General features: G+C 53.0%; 14 protein-coding genes and 3 tRNA genes. 12 read left to right on the forward strand and 5 right to left on the reverse strand.

Features of this window, described 5'->3' with window-relative positions; genetic code table 11:
- Window positions 1-144: 144 nt before the first annotated feature.
- The 3 genes from JF44_RS0113065 to JF44_RS0113075 form a co-directional block, all read right to left on the reverse strand.
- Window positions 145-1,737 carry a SpoVR family protein gene (locus JF44_RS0113065; protein WP_052065878.1) on the reverse strand — a complete coding sequence of 531 codons (1,593 nt, stop codon included), beginning with the start codon at window positions 1,735-1,737 and terminating at the stop codon, window positions 145-147.
- On the reverse strand, window positions 1,734-3,071 hold the full coding sequence (locus JF44_RS0113070; RefSeq protein WP_033069417.1) for a YeaH/YhbH family protein: 1,338 nt from the start codon (window positions 3,069-3,071) through the stop codon (window positions 1,734-1,736). Before JF44_RS0113070 ends, JF44_RS0113065 begins: the two co-directional genes overlap by 4 nt.
- Window positions 3,072-3,255: 184 nt before the next feature.
- Window positions 3,256-5,202, reverse strand: a complete 1,947-nt coding sequence (locus tag JF44_RS0113075) for a PrkA family serine protein kinase (RefSeq protein ID WP_033069418.1) — start codon at window positions 5,200-5,202, stop codon at window positions 3,256-3,258.
- Window positions 5,203-5,804: 602 nt separating this feature from the next.
- Between JF44_RS0113075 and JF44_RS0113080 the strand changes: the two genes are divergently transcribed.
- The 9 genes from JF44_RS0113080 (at window position 5,805) to JF44_RS0113120 (ending at window position 15,907) form a co-directional block, all read left to right on the forward strand.
- A complete protein-coding gene (locus JF44_RS0113080) occupies window positions 5,805-6,143 on the forward strand; it encodes a rhodanese-like domain-containing protein (protein WP_033069419.1) in 339 nt (112 codons plus the stop codon).
- Between the two features lie 159 nt (window positions 6,144-6,302).
- Window positions 6,303-6,857: a helix-turn-helix domain-containing protein gene (locus tag JF44_RS0113085; protein ID WP_033069420.1), complete on the forward strand. Its 555-nt coding sequence runs from the start codon at window positions 6,303-6,305 to the stop codon at window positions 6,855-6,857.
- A 14-nt stretch (window positions 6,858-6,871) separates the two neighbouring features.
- Window positions 6,872-7,414 (forward strand): GNAT family N-acetyltransferase, encoded by a 543-nt coding sequence (locus JF44_RS0113090; RefSeq protein ID WP_033069421.1) that lies wholly within the window; start codon window positions 6,872-6,874, stop codon window positions 7,412-7,414.
- A 301-nt stretch (window positions 7,415-7,715) separates the two neighbouring features.
- The gene (locus JF44_RS0113095) at window positions 7,716-8,705 is read left to right on the forward strand and encodes a TRAP transporter substrate-binding protein (RefSeq protein ID WP_033069422.1); all 990 of its coding nucleotides are present in this window, start codon (window positions 7,716-7,718) and stop codon (window positions 8,703-8,705) included.
- A 208-nt stretch (window positions 8,706-8,913) separates the two neighbouring features.
- Complete coding sequence (locus JF44_RS0113100; RefSeq protein ID WP_033069423.1) at window positions 8,914-9,402, forward strand: TRAP transporter small permease; 489 nt, start codon at window positions 8,914-8,916, stop codon at window positions 9,400-9,402.
- Window positions 9,399-10,670 (forward strand): TRAP transporter large permease, encoded by a 1,272-nt coding sequence (locus JF44_RS0113105; RefSeq protein WP_033069424.1) that lies wholly within the window; start codon window positions 9,399-9,401, stop codon window positions 10,668-10,670. Before JF44_RS0113100 ends, JF44_RS0113105 begins: the two co-directional genes overlap by 4 nt.
- Window positions 10,671-10,676: 6 nt before the next feature.
- Window positions 10,677-11,561, forward strand: coding sequence for an isocitrate lyase/PEP mutase family protein (locus tag JF44_RS0113110; protein WP_202901512.1), 885 nt, complete (start codon window positions 10,677-10,679; stop codon window positions 11,559-11,561).
- A gap of 15 nt (window positions 11,562-11,576) precedes the next feature.
- Complete coding sequence (locus tag JF44_RS0113115; RefSeq protein ID WP_033069468.1) at window positions 11,577-11,984, forward strand: GFA family protein; 408 nt, start codon at window positions 11,577-11,579, stop codon at window positions 11,982-11,984.
- Window positions 11,985-12,394: 410 nt separating this feature from the next.
- On the forward strand, window positions 12,395-15,907 hold the full coding sequence (locus tag JF44_RS0113120; RefSeq protein ID WP_033069425.1) for a DEAD/DEAH box helicase: 3,513 nt from the start codon (window positions 12,395-12,397) through the stop codon (window positions 15,905-15,907).
- Between the two features lie 92 nt (window positions 15,908-15,999).
- Here the strand turns inward: JF44_RS0113120 and JF44_RS0113125 are convergent.
- Window positions 16,000-16,076, reverse strand: a tRNA-Thr gene (locus JF44_RS0113125).
- Between the two features lie 109 nt (window positions 16,077-16,185).
- Entirely contained in the window at window positions 16,186-17,058 is an 873-nt protein-coding gene (rlmB, locus tag JF44_RS0113130) for a 23S rRNA (guanosine(2251)-2'-O)-methyltransferase RlmB (protein ID WP_033069426.1), read from the reverse strand.
- 195 nt (window positions 17,059-17,253) lie between these two features.
- On the opposite strand from rlmB, the gene JF44_RS0113135 reads away from it, so the two are divergent.
- The 3 genes from JF44_RS0113135 to JF44_RS0113145 all read left to right on the forward strand — a co-directional run.
- A tRNA-Tyr gene (locus JF44_RS0113135) sits at window positions 17,254-17,338 on the forward strand.
- Window positions 17,339-17,374: 36 nt separating this feature from the next.
- Window positions 17,375-17,448, forward strand: a tRNA-Gly gene (locus JF44_RS0113140).
- Between the two features lie 81 nt (window positions 17,449-17,529).
- The coding region (locus JF44_RS0113145) for a GTP-binding protein (protein ID WP_033069427.1) at window positions 17,530-17,637 on the forward strand (108 nt) is incomplete at its 3' end.

Raw genomic sequence — 17,637 nt, forward strand, 5'->3', positions numbered from 1 at the left:
TCGGTTTTCAGCAGTCCGATGCCGCATCGAATGTGCGAACCAATGCATCTGTGCCCAGTGGATTGTCAAAACTGCGGGCTTCAGATGAGAGGGAAACTGTGCCTCCAATAGATCGTGGGCCCAACAAATGTCGGGCCGCACAATTTAGTTCCCGGCAAGATCTTCGGGTTTGTAGTTCATTTCATGCAGGATTTCGCCGTTTTCGTAATCTACGGCCTGCAATGTGACGCCATATCCCCAAAGTTGGCCGATATAGCCCAAAGTCATTTCCGCTTCGGATTTTTCGAGGCGGATGCCTTCATGCTCGGTATGCTGGATGTAAAGCTGGCGGTTGCCGCGAATATCGACATCGACCACCTGCATGTCGGGATCTCGGACCGAAATGTCGTGCATTCGGGCCAGTGACCTCCGAACTTTGCGGTAGCCGTTATCGTTGTGGATTGCCCCAACTTCGAGATGCGGCGATGTGCTTTGATCGTCAATCATGAACATCCGCATATCGCGCATAACCTTGGGCGACAGGAACTGCAGGATAAAGCTTTCATCGCGATAATGTGCCCAGGCTTCCTTAAGCGTTTCGATCGGTTCGTTATTGCCGGCAATGTCGGGGAACCATTTGTGGTCTTCTTCCGTTGGATCAACACAAATGCGATGGATGTCCTGCATCATGGCAAAGCCAAGCGCATAGGGGTTGAAACCGGAGTAGCGCGGGTCATCATATTCGGCCTGAAAAACCACGCGCGAATGGTAATCGATGAATTCCATCATCGCCCCTTCGGAAATCAACCCCTTGTCATAAAGGCTGTTCATGATGGCGTAATGCACATAACACGCGCAGCCTTCATTCATCACCTTGGTTTGCTTCTGCGGATAGAAATACTGTCCAATGTTCCGCACGATGCGCAGCAATTCACGTTCCCACGCCTGAAGCGACGGGGCGTTCTTTTCAAGGAAATAAAGCAGGTTTTCTTCGGGCAGGCCAAACTGTGCGCGACGTTCCTCAATCCGCATTTTGCGTTTTAGTTCGTCGATGTCCTGATCACCTTGATCGGGTTGGGGCAGGGTGCGCCACAGATCGTTATAGGTCTCGTCCTCGTATTTTGCCCGTTCGCGTTCGCGTTGAAGTTCGGCCGCCAGGTTGGGTTTTTCCGGGTGGGAATAACGGTTCACCCCCTGATCCATCAGGGCGTGCGCAGCATCAAGGATTCGCTCGACCGCATCAAAACCGTATCGGTCCTCGCACTTGGCGATATAGCGTTTGGCAAACTGCAGGTAATCAAGAATGCCTTCGGCATCGGTCCATTGTTTGAACAGGTAATTGTTTTTGAAAAAGTGGTTATGACCGAACGCCGCATGGGCCATGACCAATGTCTGCATGACAATGGTGTTTTCTTCCATCACATAGGAAATACACGGGTTGGAATTGATCACAATTTCATAGGCCAACCCCTGATAGCCTTTGCGATACATCACATCATCACGGACAAATCGTTTGCCAAATGACCAGTGATGATACATCAGCGGCATGCCGATTGATGAATAGGCATCAAGCATTTGTTCGGACGTAATCACCTCAACCTGATTGGGATAAACGTCGAGTTTCATCTCGTTGATGGCGATGTCTTCAATCGCGTCATAGGTTGCTTTCAGGGTTTCGAAATCCCAGTCCGCACTGGTGAACAGTAGCTTGCTGTCGTCCGTATTTCTGGTGTCGGCGGATTTGGTTTTGGAATTCATACCTTGGCCTCCGCACGGTTTTTGGCGAACAATTCCCGGAACACAGGGAAGATATCGGCTGCCTTGGTCACCCGCTTAAGGGCAAAACGCGGATTGTTTGATGCCAGCGGCGCATAGGCCTTCCAAAGTGCCGTCTCGCCTTCCGCAGCAGAGAATATTTCGGCTTCGCGCTCGTCCGTGATTTCGATGTAAGCGTAATACTGACATTTCGGCAGAAGGTCTTCGGCGAGAAGAGCCGTGCATTTTGATCCGTCATTGGAATAGTTGTCACCATCCGATGCCTGGGCGGCATAGATGTTCCACTGATCCGTGGGATAACGATCCTTGAGCACCTTTTTCATTTCTTCGAGTGCGGTGGAAACAATCGTGCCGCCGGTTTCGCGCGAATAGAAAAAGGTATCTTCATCCACTTCGGCAGCCCGCGATGTATGACGGATAAACACCACTTCGACATGCTCGTATTTGCGATGCAGGAACAGGTGGAGCAACATGAAGAACCGCTTGGCCAGTTCCTTCATCTGTTCGGACATCGACCCCGACACATCCATGAGGCAAAACATCACAGCTTGCGTGTTGGGATCGGGGATTTGCTGAAACTGGTTGTAGCGCGTGTCAATCGGGTCAATGAAGGGGATCGCCTTCATGCGCCGTTTGGCTTCTTCCAGATCGGCAAGAAGGGTGTGAAGTTTCGTGTCATCCGCCTTGGTCAATTTGCCATTCGGGCGTTTTTCCGCCTTGGCCTGCAGGGCGGATATCTTTTCTTCCAGTTCGCGGACTTCAGCCGTTTTCGGGCGACGCAACCCGATGCGCCGGGCCAGTGAATTGCGCATGGTGCGTACAAGGCTAAGGTTTGATGGTGTGCCCTCGACCGAGAACCCGGCGCGCGCGTTGCGAAAGGCCGTGGTTTGCTTCAGGCTTTTTTTCAAAAGGTCGGGCAGTTCAAGGTCTTCAAAGAAGATATCAAGAAATTCATCACGGGTGAGCGTGAACTGAAATTCGTCCTCGCCGTCGCCATCGGGGCTTGCCTGTGATCCGCCAGCCCCGCTGTCCCCGCCTTGCGGGCGGGCAATGCGATCGCCCTGAACGAATTTCTTGTTTCCGGGCAGAACATAATTGCGGTTTCCGCCACGCCCGGCATGGTGAAATCCCGGTTCCTTTAACGTTTTGCCGGGGATGGTGATTTGATCACCATTGGTGGTGTCCGTAATGCCGCGTGAGCGAATGGTATTTTCGACCGCCTTTTTGATCTGGGCTTTTGCGCGGCGCATAAAGCGCTGCCGGTTGCCAAGGCTTTTGCCGGTCGGGTTCTTACGGCGATCTACGATATAAAGCATGGGCAGTCACATCCTTGCACGGTTCAAAGCGTGGTGTGCAGGTCGCTTGGGCCGTTGTTATCCGCAGGGTGTGACTTTTGACAGGGCATGCAGTGTTCTATCAAATGCCACACCCTGCGGAGCAGAAGAACCGGACGGACAAGGGGAGAACCGCCCGGTTGGGCCGGAAAAGACAAGGGGGAGCCTATCCGGCCTTATTCACACGCATGTACCATTCGACCAGACGGCGGGTCTGACGTTCGGTATAGCTACGATCAATCATGCGTTTGACAAACTCATTGTGTTTCTTTTCGGTTTCGCTGTCCTTTTTCGAGCCGAACGAAATCACCGGCAGCAGGTCTTCGACCTGACTGAACATGCGTTTTTCAATCACCTCGCGGAGTTTCTCATAGGATGTCCATGCCGGGTTCTTGCCCTTGTTATTGGCGCGTGCACGCAGGGCAAACTTGACAACCTCGTTACGGAAATCCTTGGGATTGGCGATGCCCGCCGGTTTTTCGATTTTCGAAAGTTCCTGATCAATGATCTTGCGATCAAGAAGTTGACCGGTGTCGGGGTCCTTGAAGTCCTGATCCTCGATCCATGCATCAGCATAGGCAACGTATCGATCAAACAGGTTCTGACCGTAATCGGAATAGCTTTCGAGATAGGCTTTCTGGATTTCAGCGCCAATAAACTCGGCATAGCGTGGGGCCAGTTCGGACTTGATGAAGTCCATATAAGCCTTTTCGCGTTCTTCCGGGTATTGTTCGCGCCGGATCGCCTGTTCCATCACATACATCAGATGCACCGGATCAGCGGCAACTTCATGTGTGTCATGGTTGAAGGTTTCCGACAGAACCTTGAAGGCAAAGCGGGTTGAAATGCCATCCATGCCTTCGTCAACACCGGCAGTATCGCGGTATTCCTGCATGGATTTCGCCTTGGGGTCGACATCCTTTAAGGTTTCGCCGTCATAGACGCGCATCTTGGAATAGAGGTTGGAATTTTCATGTTCCTGCAGGCGCGACAGCACCGAGAATTGCGCCAGCATCTTAAGCGTACCCGGCGCACAGGACCCGTGTTCAAGCTCGGACCCTTGCAACAGCTTGTCATAGATCATGGTTTCCTCTGTCACCCGCAGGCAATAGGGCACTTTGATCACTGATATGCGGTCAATGAAGGCTTCGTTGTTCTTGTTGGCCTTAAACGTTTGCCATTCGGCTTCGTTGGAATGTGCCAGGATCAATCCCTGAAACGGAATGGCGCCCAGATTTTCCGTGCCGATATAGTTGCTTTCCTGTGTTGCGGTCAGCAACGGATGAAGCATCTTGATCGGGGCCTTGAACATCTCGACAAACTCAAGAAGCCCCTGATTGGCGCGGTTCAAACCACCGGAATAGCTATAGGCATCTGGATCATTCTGGCTGAAATATTCAAGCTTGCGGATATCGACCTTACCCACAAGCGACGAGATATCCTGATTGTTCTCATCGCCCGGTTCGGTCTTGGCAATCGCGATCTGACGCAGGCGCGACGGGACCAGTTTGACCACTGAAAACTTGGTCAAATCCCCGTTGAATTCATCAAGGCGTTTGACCGCCCATGGCGACATCAACCCCGTCAGACGGCGTTTGGGAATGCCGTATTTGTCTTCAATCGCATCGCCCATCTTCGCCGGGTTAAACAGGCCAAGCGGGCTTTCAAATACCGGGCTGATTTCATCGCCAGCCTTAAGAACGTATATCGGTTCGCGTTCCATCAGCTCTTTCAGCCGTTCGGCAAGCGAACTTTTACCGCCCCCGACCGGGCCCAGCAGGTAAAGAACTTGTTTGCGTTCTTCCAACCCCTGCGCGGCATACTTAAAGAAGCCAACGATGCGTTCGATGGTTTCTTCCATGCCAAAGAAGTCAGCAAAGGCAGGGTAACGTTTGATGGTTCGGTTCAGGAAAACACGGCCAAGACGGGAATCTGTCGAGGTGTCGATCAGTTCTGGCTCGCCAATTGCGGTAATCATGCGCTCTGCCGCAGAAGCATAGGCCGTTGGGTCTTCGCGACACAGATTAAGGTAATCGCGGATGGTTAGTTCGGTTTCCTGTTTTCCGTCATAGCCTTCCGCATACAGCTCGAAGATATCCTGGTCTTCAGCCATGGCGCGGTCTCCTTTCAAACGTTATCGTAAAGTCGAAAATACGTTTCCTGTTTCTTTCCTGTTTTCTTGCATTTTTGCAGCGCAGCAGCCTTTTTCAGGTTGTCCTTGTCCCGGCGGTGTGGGCAACTGCCCTGTTAACGAACGGTGCCGGGTGCATGTGCCAATGAAGGCGTTTTGTTCTTGATTAATCTCTGGCGGAACGTGCCAAACATGTGAAAAATCGATTTGTGCAGTTGCGGTGGTTGCATCGTTCAGCGGTCTGAAAAAAAGACTCTGTTGGGCCCCTTTGCGGCGGCCAAAATGCCGACAACATCTATGTCGGCGGCAGACACTACGTCGAATGACCGTTCGTCCTGCCAAGGTGAATTACCCTTCTATTCAGACGTGGGAATAACGAACTGATTTCGCAAGACGATGCTTAAGTCGAACAGCGTAAATTTATGTGTTCGCGTTCACATGTAAGTGACCATCTGTCCAGCTTTGGTGCCGCTTTCCCGATGACCCTGCATGGTCAAAAATATTTTGCATTTGCGTAATACGCGGCTTAGCCGCTATCACGGGGTGCCCGGATCGGGCAGGGCAACACGCCAAAGGACTGCAAAATGACCGACGCAACCGTAAGCTTTCTTGAACCTCACGAGCTTGATCGCCTGATTGGCGAGGAGGCAGTCGCCGTTATTGATGTGCGCGAACCCGATGAATTTGCCGCCGGTCATATTGAAACTGCAATCAATATTCCGACGTCAAATTTCGATATCCCGGCTCTTGTTGACCTGACCGATGAAAATGACATTGATCTGGTTTTTGTCTGTGCTGTCGGGCAACGGTCATTTGGTGCAGCCAATGCGGTCCTGGCCCATGTCGATTGCGATGTCAGCAACCTCAAGGGTGGCATTCAAAGCTGGGCCCGGGCGGGTTTTGACCTTGAAGGCGAAAGCTGAGCGCGTTTTTCGCGGCCCGTATTTTGGACGGTTTCATTCCCGATTTGTGATTTAGAACAGCATGCAGTGCGCCAACAAGCTGCATGCAATGATGATCTGTATTGACGGTGTCCCAAAAATGAGAAATTATCTCATAATAGAGATTTTAGAGTGCGGATTATGGATGAAATAGAAAACCGGCTGGCCCGTCGCTTGGCCACCCTGCGCGCAGAACATGGTTGGTCGCTTGATGAATTGGCACAAAAAAGTGCGGTCAGCCGTGCCAGCCTGTCACGGATCGAAAAAGGTGATGTCAGCCCGACAGCCAGTGTGCTTGGCAAGCTGTGCGTGGCGTTTGGTGTCACCCTGTCGCGCCTGATGCAAATGGTCGAAGAAGACTTTGTCCCCCTTGTGCGCCGTGCCGATCAGGAAGTCTGGACCGACCCTGACACGGGCTATCGCCGTCGTCTGCTGTCGCCAACGTCGAAGCAATTGTCGGGCGAGGTGGTGGAAGTCGAAATTGAGCCGGGGCAGCGGATCGCATTTGGTGGATCACCACGCGATGGTTTGGAACATCATCTGGTGATGCTTGATGGTGCCTTGTCCATGAAGATTGACGGTCAAACGCACCACCTTAAAACCGGGGATTGCCTGCGGTATCAATTGCGCGGTGGCAACACTTTTGAAACCGGGCCGGACCAAGGCGCAAGATATTACCTGTTTATCATCGACTAAGCGAAAGAACGACCATGGCTCATTTACGTCGTGCCGCACCGGATATTGTCACCCTTGACGCACATGAGGTTACAGCGCGCATCGATCAGTTTGCCGATATGCTCCATGCCTGTGTCCATGACGGGGCGAGCATCGGTTTTATCGAACCTTTCCCGAAATCCGAGGCCGCGGCCTTTTGGTGCGATAAAATTGTTCCGGCTCTGGATGGCGGTAAACGGACATTATTTGCAGCCCTTGATGATGATCGGGTGGTCGGAACGGTGCAGCTTGACTATGACACCATGCCCAATCAGGTCCATCGTGGTGACATCAGCAAACTGATGGTCCGTCCGGATTGTCGCCGACGTGGCATTGCAAAGCTTCTGATGCAGGCGGCAGAGGGCAAGGCACGTGCTTTGGGTCGCAGCTTGCTGACCCTTGATACCCGAACCGGCGACAGTGCCGAGGTTTTATACACATCTCTCGGATTTGAAACGGCGGGTGTGATCCCGGCTTTTGCCCGTGACCCGTTTGCCGACAAACTCAGTGCAACGACCGTCATGTTCAAGGTGCTCTAGCTGTCTGAAACTTTACACGATTCTCTTTTTTGTATTCAGAATGGGCTTTCTGGCATGCCAAATTACCTGCGAATAGGATGCCGAGAATTGCGAATTCCGATGACGCACTGCCGCGATGATGGCTGGCGCGTGCCGCCAAATCCCCTTTTTCGTAACGTTTCAAGCACTTGTGCGGCGCACTAAGGGTTATTTGATAGGTGCGAAAAACAGGCTGAAACATGTTGAATGGTCGCAAAAAATAAGCGCATCCTTGCCGTCCTGAGCAATGAATTAAAATAAAAATTCACGGAGGACGTCCATCATGAAGAAGTTTGTACTTGCCGCAGCCCTTATGGCGGCAGTCGGATTTTCAGGCGCCGTGCAGGCAGCAGACCTGACCCTGCGCATTTCGCTGCAGTTGCCGATGAAAAGCCACCTTGGCCAGAACCTTTTGATGTTCAAAAAAGAGGTCGAGGAAAAATCAAACGGCGATATCGAAGTTCAGATTTACGACTCAGCACAGCTTTACAAGGACAAGGAAGTCCCTGCCGCGGTTGGGTCAGGTGCCCTTGAAATGGGGGTTGCGTCACTGACCCGCTATGTCGGGGATGTGCCGGCTGTTGATATTTTCTATCAGCCGTTTGTGTTTGATACAGAAGAAAAAGTTCGCAAGGCTGTTGCCAAAGGATCCCCGGTTCGTGGGCCGCTTGATGCGGCGATTGCTGAAACCGGTGCAACGGTTCTGTGGTGGCAGGCATATGGCGGGGCGATCTTGCTGTCAAATGATGCGCCGCTGCATGGTCCGGAAGATCTGGAAGGCAAGAAAGTTCGTGTCTTTGGCAAAACCCTGGGCGACTTCACAGTTGCTGCTGGCGGCGCACCGACCCTTATTTCCGGTTCGGAACAATATATCGCTTATCAGCGCGGTACCGTTGATGTTGGCATGACCGGTGTTTCGGGGGTGAAATCCCGTCAGTTGTGGGAAGTGATGGATAATATCACGGTGACCAACCATGCCGATATCGAGTTCATCGTTGTTGTGAACACCGAGTTCTGGAATGGCCTGACCGATGCGCAGCGTGACATCATCAATACAGCCGCCATGAATGCTGAAGCAGATGTTCGTGACCGCATGAGCAGCATCGAGGCCGAGGCATATGCCGCAGCCGAAGAAGCAGGCATGAATGTCTATAAACCGACCGAGGAAGAACTTGCCAAATGGCGTGCTGTTTCTCAGCCGGTATATGACGCATTCCTTGAAGAAGCTGGCCCGCTTGGCAAACAGGTCTTTGAGGCTGCGCAGAAATTCTGATGAAAGTTCCGGCCAGATTCGCGTTGGGTGCTGTGCGAACAATCACATGGATGCCAACAGGAACTGGTTTTGATCTGCAGTTGTCACCGCATGTCGCAACATCGGCTATGCGGTGACGACTTCCCGCCTTTATCACAGATCAGGAGATCGCTGTTCCGGGTCTTGGGGCCTGACCTTGGGTCCATCACCGGACGGCATTGTTTAAATCATGTTTGATCGATTGACGCTTTTTCTTGCGTGGGTCGCAGCCATTTTGTTCGTTCTTGCTGGCTGTATGCTCACCTACGAGGTTCTTGCCCGCTACTTCTTTATCCGTCCGACGATATGGGCTGCTGAACTCTCGCAGCTTTGTCTGATCTGGGGCGCACTTCTGGGCATGCCATGGGCGCTTGCCGCACGCCGCCATATTTCGGTGGATGCGGTGATCCGGCTTCTTGGCCCCACAGCCCGGCGTGGCGCCGAAGTTCTTGCCATGTCCTGTATTTTGGCCTTTTCGGTCATGGTGACCTTCAAGGGTTGGGAGATTTTCTGGGAAAGTTTCACGCGCGGGCGCACCAGCGGTACCATGCTTGATCTGCCTGCGTGGATTTCCGAACTGCCGGTTGCGATCGGCTTTGCCTTGCTGGCTGTACAGGCCGGGATTGAGATTGTTGGGCTTTTACGCGGCAAAAGCATTCCGGAAGGGGCGCACGAATGACGGTTGTTCTGACGCTTGGCGCGATGTTCGCGTTGTTATTAATGCGTGTGCCGGTTGCCTTCGCCTTGGGCGGGCTTGGTCTTGCCATGTTGCTGCTCGGCGGGTTTTCACCGCTGATGGCACCTCAGGCAGTTCTATCGACGCTTGATGGCTTTATTTTGCTGGCCGTGCCCCTGTTTTTGTTGATGTCCAACATCCTGTTGCGGGCTGGCGTGGGCCATGACCTGTTTGCGGCAGTAAGTGCATGGGTGGGCCATTGGCCGGGCGGGCTTGCGGTTGCGACGATCCTGTCATGTGGCGTGTTTGCCGCAATCTCGGGGTCCTCGGTTGCAACGGCCGCGACCATTGGCACAGTTGCGATCCCGGAGATGATCAATCGCGGCTACAACAAGCGCTTCGTCTATGGCCTTCTGGCTGCGGGCGGGACGCTTGGCATATTGATCCCGCCATCCATCCCGATGATCATTTATGGCTTTGTCACCGAAGAATCGGTGATTTCGCTGTTTCTTGCCGGGATTGGACCGGGCATTGCGCTGTTGTTGTTCTTTGTCGTGTTTTCGATGATTTATGCCCGCATGGGAGGACAGGAACGCGAAGCCAAACAGGGCTGGGCCGAACGCAGACGTGCAACGCTTAAGGCTCTTCCGTCGGTGGTCTTGGCGGTCCTGATTATTTCGGGGATCTATTCGGGGGCCTTCACCCCGACCGAAGCCGCGGCCATCGGTTTTGCGGCAGCGCTGATTATTACCGGGCCACTGATGCGGGTTCTGACATGGGACGCGTTTAAAAAGGCGGTCTTCGAATCGATGGCAACCACGGTTGCGATCATTTTGATCATTGCCGGGGCCAAGATTTTTGGCAAGGCGATCACGCTTTATCGCATTCCGCAGGATATTTCGGTGCTGATCACACAAGGGGTGGATACCGAGCTTGGCTTTATCCTGATCGTGACAGTCGTGCTGTTGGTGATGGGGCTTGTATTCGAAGCGCTTTCGATGGTGCTGATCATGACGCCGGTTCTGTTGCCTGCGGCCCTTGCGCTTGGATTTGATCCGATCTGGTTTGGGGTTTACATGGTGATCATGGTCGAATGTGCCCTGATTACGCCACCGGTGGGATTGAACCTTTATGTGATCCAGTCGGTGGCCAAGGCCAGACTGGGCGAAGTGGCCCGTGGCGTTGCACCGTTCCTGATCCTCATGTTTGTCTGTGCGGCACTTTTATATGTCTGGCATGACCTTGCGCTTTATATACCGTTCAAATTGTAGAGACCGATGACACATATCCAAACACCTGCTGATCGTCTGCGTGCGCTTCTGGCGACGGGCGACCTGATTACCATGCCGTGCTGCTTTGATGCTCTGTCGGCCAAACTGATCGAACAGGAAGGTTTCGGTCTGACTTTTATGTCAGGTTTTGCAACATCTGCGGCCCGGATTGGCGAACCTGACCTTGGCTTGATGTCCTATGGCGAAGTCCTTGATCAGGCCCGAAACATCACCGATGCCATTTCGATCCCGATGATCGGCGATGGCGATACCGGTTATGGCAATGCCATGAATGTCCGGCGCACCGTCACCGGCTTTGCCAAGGCGGGATGCGCGGCGGTGATGATTGAAGATCAACTTGCCCCGAAACGCTGCGGCCATACAAAGGGCAAGGAAGTGGTCGAACGCGAAGAGGCCTTCGATCGCATTCGCGCCGCTGTTGACGCGCAAAAGGCCGGGGCGGATATCCTGATCCTCGCCCGCACCGATGCCCGCCATCAGCACGGGTTATCCGAGGCGATTGACCGCGCAGCAAAGTTCAAGGAACTCGGTGCGGATATCCTGTTTGTCGAGGCACCGAAATCGGTTGATGAAATGCGTACGCTCTGTGCCGAACTTCCGGGCCCCAAAATGGCCAACATCGTCGAGGGCGGTGAGACCCCGGATCTGTCGCCGCAGGAATTGCACGAAATCGGGTATCAGATTGCCGCTTATCCGCTGTCGCTGATGGCTGCGGCCATGAAGGCAATGGTTGAAACCCTTCAGACCATGAAGCAGGGGCAGCCGCGTGATGACAAATTGATGGGCTGGACGGACCTGCGCCAACGTATAGGGTTTGATGATTATTACGTCGTTTCGGAGCGCTACGCATCGTCAAGACGGGACGGCTAGGGCTGGGGAATGGTCATGGCTGATAAAGATCACGGCGGCTGTCTGTGTGGTGCTGTGCGCTACGAAACCACAGGTGACTTCGATGAGTTCTTCCTGTGCCACTGCAAATATTGCCAAAAGGACACTGGATCGGCGCACGCAGCCAATCTGTTCTCAACCAAGGCCACGCTGTCTTGGCTGGAAGGGGGCGCGCACATCCAGTCCTTTACCGTACCCGGAACCCGCCATCAAAAGGCATTTTGCCAGACATGTGGCTCTGCCGTGCCCTACACGCAGATGGATGGCAGGCTTGTGGTCGTCCCGGCTGGTGGCCTTGAAACCCCGGTCTCGATACGCCCGACCGCTCACATCATGATGGGCAGCAAGGCGAACTGGGACGAGGGTCTTGAAGACATCAACAGGCTTGATGGCTTGCCCGCGTGATTGTTTGCTATTTGACCAAAAGAAAACCCCGCAGCCCAAGGCTTGCGGGCCTTATGCGTTTTTATCGGAACTCGAAAATGGAACCACGCGGTGAACAGATATGACCGATCAATCTTTAGGGCGGCTGTGTCGAAAGGTGCGCTACACCGTCGATGGCAGCTTTGATGCGTCCTCGCGACAATGTAGGCAGACCTGAGTACGCTACAAGCCTTTGCTCAGCATGTTAGAGCCTCAAGAAAAATCTAAACTTGACGCATGCCTTCATTCTGCGAGGCAGATTGGTTGGCGGAATTGCAAGCTTACGATGAACTTCTTGCATTCGATTATCGTTATGAGGAATGATTGGTAGAAAGCAAAGAGATACGGGGAGGCGTGACGTTGTTTTGCGCCAAGGCTAGGCCGAAAAATTTATGAAGAATAGACCTTATTTTAATAAGTCGATTAAAGAGCTGGAAAAGACCTTTAATGACAACCAGAGCGATTCTGAAACGCTTAACCGCTTGATACATGAACTGGGGTTTCGTAGCACGCAACGCGCACTTGCTCTAAAGAAACAAGTTCAGGCCACAAATGCTTGTCAGCCCGCCAACTCAGCTCCTCAAAAGTCTTTACGCACACCTGAACCAAAAGCGAATCAGCTTGACTCAGCTCCGCGTGAACCGGCGCTACCTTTTGGTGAGCCTCCGAAGGCCTGTGAAGCTATTAAGCAGCCTGAAACAATCAAGATGCCGGGCAAAGCTGTGGCGAAACCACCGATCACAAATGATGCCCAGGATATTCTACGCGCGTGGACGGCGTTAGAGGTTTTGTCTCCACAAGGGTATCGGCGAGAAACAGATCTGGTAGCTGGTGACCGGAAGAAGATTGCTCGTTTTGAAGAAGGACCTTTGCCGTGGGAACTAGGGGAAAAATCTCTTCCCAAAAAGCGTCTTTACTATGAGCTTATCCTCGGCGCGATAGAACTAGCCCCAGCTGTTGAAACGCTACTGAAAGTATACGCTGATAAGCGCCCGGATAAACCCAGCATGAGAGGGGCTAGTCCGATTGCAAGCATCCTTTTGGATAAAGAAGGGCACCCCCTGGACGAAGAGACAAGTGTTGCGATTTCAAGTTTTGCATGGGGCGTTCCAATCGCCCTTCAAGGTGACTTGAAAAAACTCGCTGATTGGCCTGCCCAGGAAAAGCTTTTGAAAGGACAGTTCCGCAAGCTCCTTGTCAAGCGGGATCGAAATGATGATGTAGTTCCGTTGACTAAAAGCCGTATCTCAGAGTTGTTTGAGTATCTTGTCGCCGCCCTAAACCTTCACGGACATGTGATAAAAGCGCCGTACTTCGCTTTGCGACGATATGAGTTTTTTGCCAGTAAGACTCCGCCTGAACCGGGTTTGCTCAATTCGTTCTTCTTGGGGGATTTGGCAGCGGCCAGCGTCCTGGCAAGTACGGGGAAACTTCCCAATGCGCTCGAACATTATCTGGGTGTCAAAACACCGTCGCAACGCATCAATTTGTTGGAAGACAATGCTGGTTTGCGGGACTTACTTCAGCCCGCATTGACGCCACCCGGAAAATGGCCTGGCAAAGGACGTTTTCCGCTGGCTTTGTTACAGCAAGCGGCAGTCAACGCCACAAATGCGCAGCAAATTAAGACTGGTGTTCTCGCCGTCAACGGTCCGCCCGGCACCGGTAAGACAACCTTGCTTCGTGATGTTGTGGCAGCACGGCTCATAGAGCGTGCCGCAGTGATGCATGAATTTAACCGTCCATCGCAAGCCTTCACACCAACTCGCGAAATCCTTCAACGTAGCGGTGCGAAGATCACACTTCATAAGCTGGACGAACGACTTAAAGGCTTTGAGATGGTGGTAACATCATCCAACAACAAAGCTGTTGAGAATGTCAGCGCAGAACTTCCTGTAATAGACGCTATCGCGGTGGATGCGCCCGAACTTCGATATTTCAAGAGTATTTCAGATAATGTTCTTGAACGTGATACGTGGGGTGTTATTGCCGCGGTCCTTGGCAACTCTTCAAACCGCTACATGTTTTCACAAAGGTTCTGGCGCGACGAGGAGAATGGTCTTTCCACCTATCTCAATCATGCTAGCGGTGTGCCGCAAATAGTATCGGAGTCCCAAGGTGGCGGCCTTTCTCCGCTAAAGCGAAATCGTCAAATCATTGATCGTGAGCGTCCACCGTCAAACACCCACGAAGCACAGGTGAGGTGGGAGAAAGCTCGCTCCAAATTCAAGACCAAGTTTGATGCTTTAAAGCGAACGGAAAACAGCCTGCAAGAGCTTCATGTGCAGCTCGTTCGTTACGCATTGGTCGCTGCTGAAATTAATAACCTCGCGCAAGAACTGCCTTCTCTTGAAGTGGATGCGCAGAACTTAGAAAGCGAGCGCGGAACCGCCCTACACGAGCAACGAGAAGCAGAAAGCCGGTTCAAGAATTCACGACAAGTCCAAATTTCACATTTTTCATCGCGGCCTGGTTTCTTTGCAAGGTTACTCCGCACGGCTCGTTTCAGAACATGGCGTGATGAACAGCAAGGCCTTTCAAATAGGACCGGAGGCGATCAGCAGCGTTTTCACAACCGCAAGAAAACTGCCGAAGATATTGGTGCAGAGCTGGCGGCAACAAAGGAATTGATTGCGCAGAAGCGGGAGTCTTTGGACACCCTTCGTGCTGAAAAGACAGATTTGGAAGCAAGCCTGCAACATGCATGCGGTGAGCTTGATGTACCGATCCCAGATGACGACTTTTTTGCGGGCGCACACGAAGATATTCAAACCGCTAGCGTCTGGTTTGATAACGCCGCAAGTCGACAGCGCGATGATGTCTTTGAAGCCGCTATTCAGCTGCACCACGCATTTATCGATGCGGCAGCCGATCCGCTGCGGCAAAATCTATCTGTCTTTGTAGAGACTTTCGGGACGCGCTCACTCGGCACACCGCAAAAAGATGTGTTGATCGCGGATCTTTGGTCATCTTTCTTCTTGGTGGTTCCGGTTGTCTCGACAACATTTGCCTCGGTGAACCGGATGTTCTCGCGGCTTCCCACCGAAGCCCTTGGATGGCTTCTAGTAGATGAAGCTGGGCAAGCAGTGCCACAGGCTGCCGTTGGTGCAATGATGCGAACAAAGCGCTCGGTTGTCGTCGGCGATCCGCTGCAAATCGAGCCCGTTGTGACCCTCCCCAACAGTCTCACGGAAGAAGTATGTGCTTTCTTCGGCATTGATCCATTGAAATACAATGCGCCAGAAGGCTCGGTACAGACAGTGGCAGATGCTGCCAGTATGTACTGTGCTAAGTTCCCGATCGGCAGCGGGCACCGCGATGTTGGATCACCGCTACTTGTGCATCGACGCTGCGATAGCCCGATGTTTGATATCTCGAACGAGATTGCCTATTCAAATCTGATGGTGCAGGCGAAGGCACCGTCAACGTCAAATCCGGTTCTCGGCCACTCATGCTGGATAGATGTTGTAGGCAAGTCCAGTTCTGACAAGTGGTGCGCTGACGAAGGAGAAGTATTGATTAAGATGCTGCGAGAGCTTCGCTCGAGTGGCGCTCGCGCTGATCTATACGTGGTGACTCCGTTCGTTGTTGTGCAGGACAATCTACGTCAGGCGATTCTGCGTAGCGGCGTGCTAAGCGGATGGGTCGATAAACCTGACGATTGGGTATGGGAGCACGTTGGTACGGTTCACACCGTTCAGGGCCGTGAAGCCGCAATCGTCTTCTTCGTTCTTGGGGCGCAAGACTCTTCTCAAAATGGCGCGCGCAACTGGGCCGGTAGCAAACCGAATCTCGTCAACGTTGCAGTAACACGAGCGAAAGCATCACTATACGTTATCGGCAACCGCAGCCTTTGGAAAACGGCGGGAGTGTTTTCGGTGCTAGACAGGTATCTTTCTGATTAAGGTTTCTTTTATACGCTGCGGCGGGTAGAATCGCCCGGTTAAATAGCCAAAAGAAAACCCCGCAGCCAATGGCGTGCGGGGTTTTCTTTTAATGGTGCCGGCAGAGAGACTCGAACTCCCAACCTTCTGATTACAAATCAGCTGCTCTACCAATTATAGCTATGCCGGCGCGAGCGGCGCGAAACATAATCCGGGCCGCGCGTGAATGCAAGCGTTTGAAGCACGGAAATTTACATCCCGTGAAAATGCTTCAAATGACAGGCTTTTGAAGCTGTAACCTACTTACGGTACAGCTCATAGAGCGCAACCGCAGCCGCATTTGAAACATTCAGGCTTTCAATACGATCAGACATCGGCAGCTTGACGAGAAAATCGCAGCTTTCGCGTGTCAGGCGTCTGAGGCCTTCTCCTTCTGAACCCATGACAATCCCGACACGACCGCCAAGTTTTGCTTCAGCCAATGTTTGTTTGGCATAGCCATCCATGCCCGCCAGCCAGAAATGCGCGCCTTTGAGCTTATCAAGCGTCTGGTTCAGGTTCCCGGCATGGATATAGGGCACGGTTTCAAGTGCGCCGCTGGCCGATTTGGCCAGAACCCCGGTTTCAGGCGGGGCATGACGGTCGGGCACGATGACGGCCGATGCACCAAAGGCCGCGGCACTGCGCAGAATAGCCCCGACATTATGCGGATCGGTCACCTGATCAAGGATCAGAATGGTGCATTGTTCAGAATCGCGGTGATCGGCAATCAGTTCCTCGACCGAAAGCTGGGGCAGGGGGGCACAATGAAGCGCCATGCCCTGATGCACCGTGCCGGGGGGCAGCATTTCGTCAAGGTCGGTGCGACCGGCCGAATCTACGGCGATGTCGGTACGTTCGGCATCGGCAAGAGCGGCATTGATCTCGTCGCGGACGTTTTCTGTGGCCCAGATTTTGTGAATCGTGCGCTGCGGATTGGCAATTGCCATCATGACCGGGTGACGCCCAAAGAGAATCAGGCGCGAATTTCCGCCCGACGATCCACCATCGCGTCCGCGTTTTCGTCCACGACGCGAATTGCCTTCGCGGTTTTCATCGCCTTGCGGGAGGGCATCGGGGGATGCATCACCTTGATGACGATTTCCTGAGCGGGATTTATTGCGACGCGACATAATGGCGGAAACCTCCGGACCGTAGGGAACTGAATGCACTTTGTTTCGCTCAATGAGCAAAGCTTGGGGAACATATAGGAAAGGAAATACGATTTCGTGCTTTTTTTGCTGTTGACAACACATGGCTGTCCACCGTATTCCCTCCCTCGCCGCAACGAGGCCGGGGTCAAACCCGGATGGCGTTACGACCCTGATGGAGGGGTGGCAGAGCGGTCAAATGCAGCGGACTGTAAATCCGCCGACTTAGTCTACGCAGGTTCGAATCCTGCCCCCTCCACCATTCTCTCGCCCTCGCGAGAGCTCGCAACTAAAATATGCGGGTGTAGCTCAATGGTAGAGCAGAAGCCTTCCAAGCTTACGACGAGGGTTCGATTCCCTTCACCCGCTCCAATATTCTTGTGATGCAACCCGTCGGCTCGTGCGGTGGGTTTCTACGTGTTTTTTTGGTTCGGATAATAGGATCTGAGGGCAATGGCCAAGGAAAAGTTTGAGCGTACAAAACCGCACGTTAACGTAGGCACCGTCGGCCACGTTGACCACGGTAAAACCACGCTGACCGCAGCAATCACCAAAGTTCTG

The sequence above is a fragment of the Thalassospira australica genome (genome assembly GCF_000763295.1).
GTDB classification, from domain to species: Bacteria; Pseudomonadota; Alphaproteobacteria; order Rhodospirillales; family Thalassospiraceae; genus Thalassospira; species Thalassospira australica.

Coding starts and splice junctions, on each gene's coding strand:
- JF44_RS0113065 (WP_052065878.1), bottom strand. CDS start 1,737: ATGAATTCCAAAACCAAATCCGCCGACACCAGAAATACGGACGACAGC.
- JF44_RS0113070 (WP_033069417.1), bottom strand. CDS start 3,071: ATGCTTTATATCGTAGATCGCCGTAAGAACCCGACCGGCAAAAGCCTT.
- JF44_RS0113075 (WP_033069418.1), bottom strand. CDS start 5,202: ATGGCTGAAGACCAGGATATCTTCGAGCTGTATGCGGAAGGCTATGAC.
- JF44_RS0113080 (WP_033069419.1), top strand. CDS start 5,805: ATGACCGACGCAACCGTAAGCTTTCTTGAACCTCACGAGCTTGATCGC.
- JF44_RS0113085 (WP_033069420.1), top strand. CDS start 6,303: ATGGATGAAATAGAAAACCGGCTGGCCCGTCGCTTGGCCACCCTGCGC.
- JF44_RS0113090 (WP_033069421.1), top strand. CDS start 6,872: ATGGCTCATTTACGTCGTGCCGCACCGGATATTGTCACCCTTGACGCA.
- JF44_RS0113095 (WP_033069422.1), top strand. CDS start 7,716: ATGAAGAAGTTTGTACTTGCCGCAGCCCTTATGGCGGCAGTCGGATTT.
- JF44_RS0113100 (WP_033069423.1), top strand. CDS start 8,914: ATGTTTGATCGATTGACGCTTTTTCTTGCGTGGGTCGCAGCCATTTTG.
- JF44_RS0113105 (WP_033069424.1), top strand. CDS start 9,399: ATGACGGTTGTTCTGACGCTTGGCGCGATGTTCGCGTTGTTATTAATG.
- JF44_RS0113110 (WP_202901512.1), top strand. CDS start 10,677: ATGACACATATCCAAACACCTGCTGATCGTCTGCGTGCGCTTCTGGCG.
- JF44_RS0113115 (WP_033069468.1), top strand. CDS start 11,577: ATGGCTGATAAAGATCACGGCGGCTGTCTGTGTGGTGCTGTGCGCTAC.
- JF44_RS0113120 (WP_033069425.1), top strand. CDS start 12,395: ATGAAGAATAGACCTTATTTTAATAAGTCGATTAAAGAGCTGGAAAAG.
- rlmB (WP_033069426.1), bottom strand. CDS start 17,058: ATGTCGCGTCGCAATAAATCCCGCTCAGGAAATCGTCATCAAGGTGAT.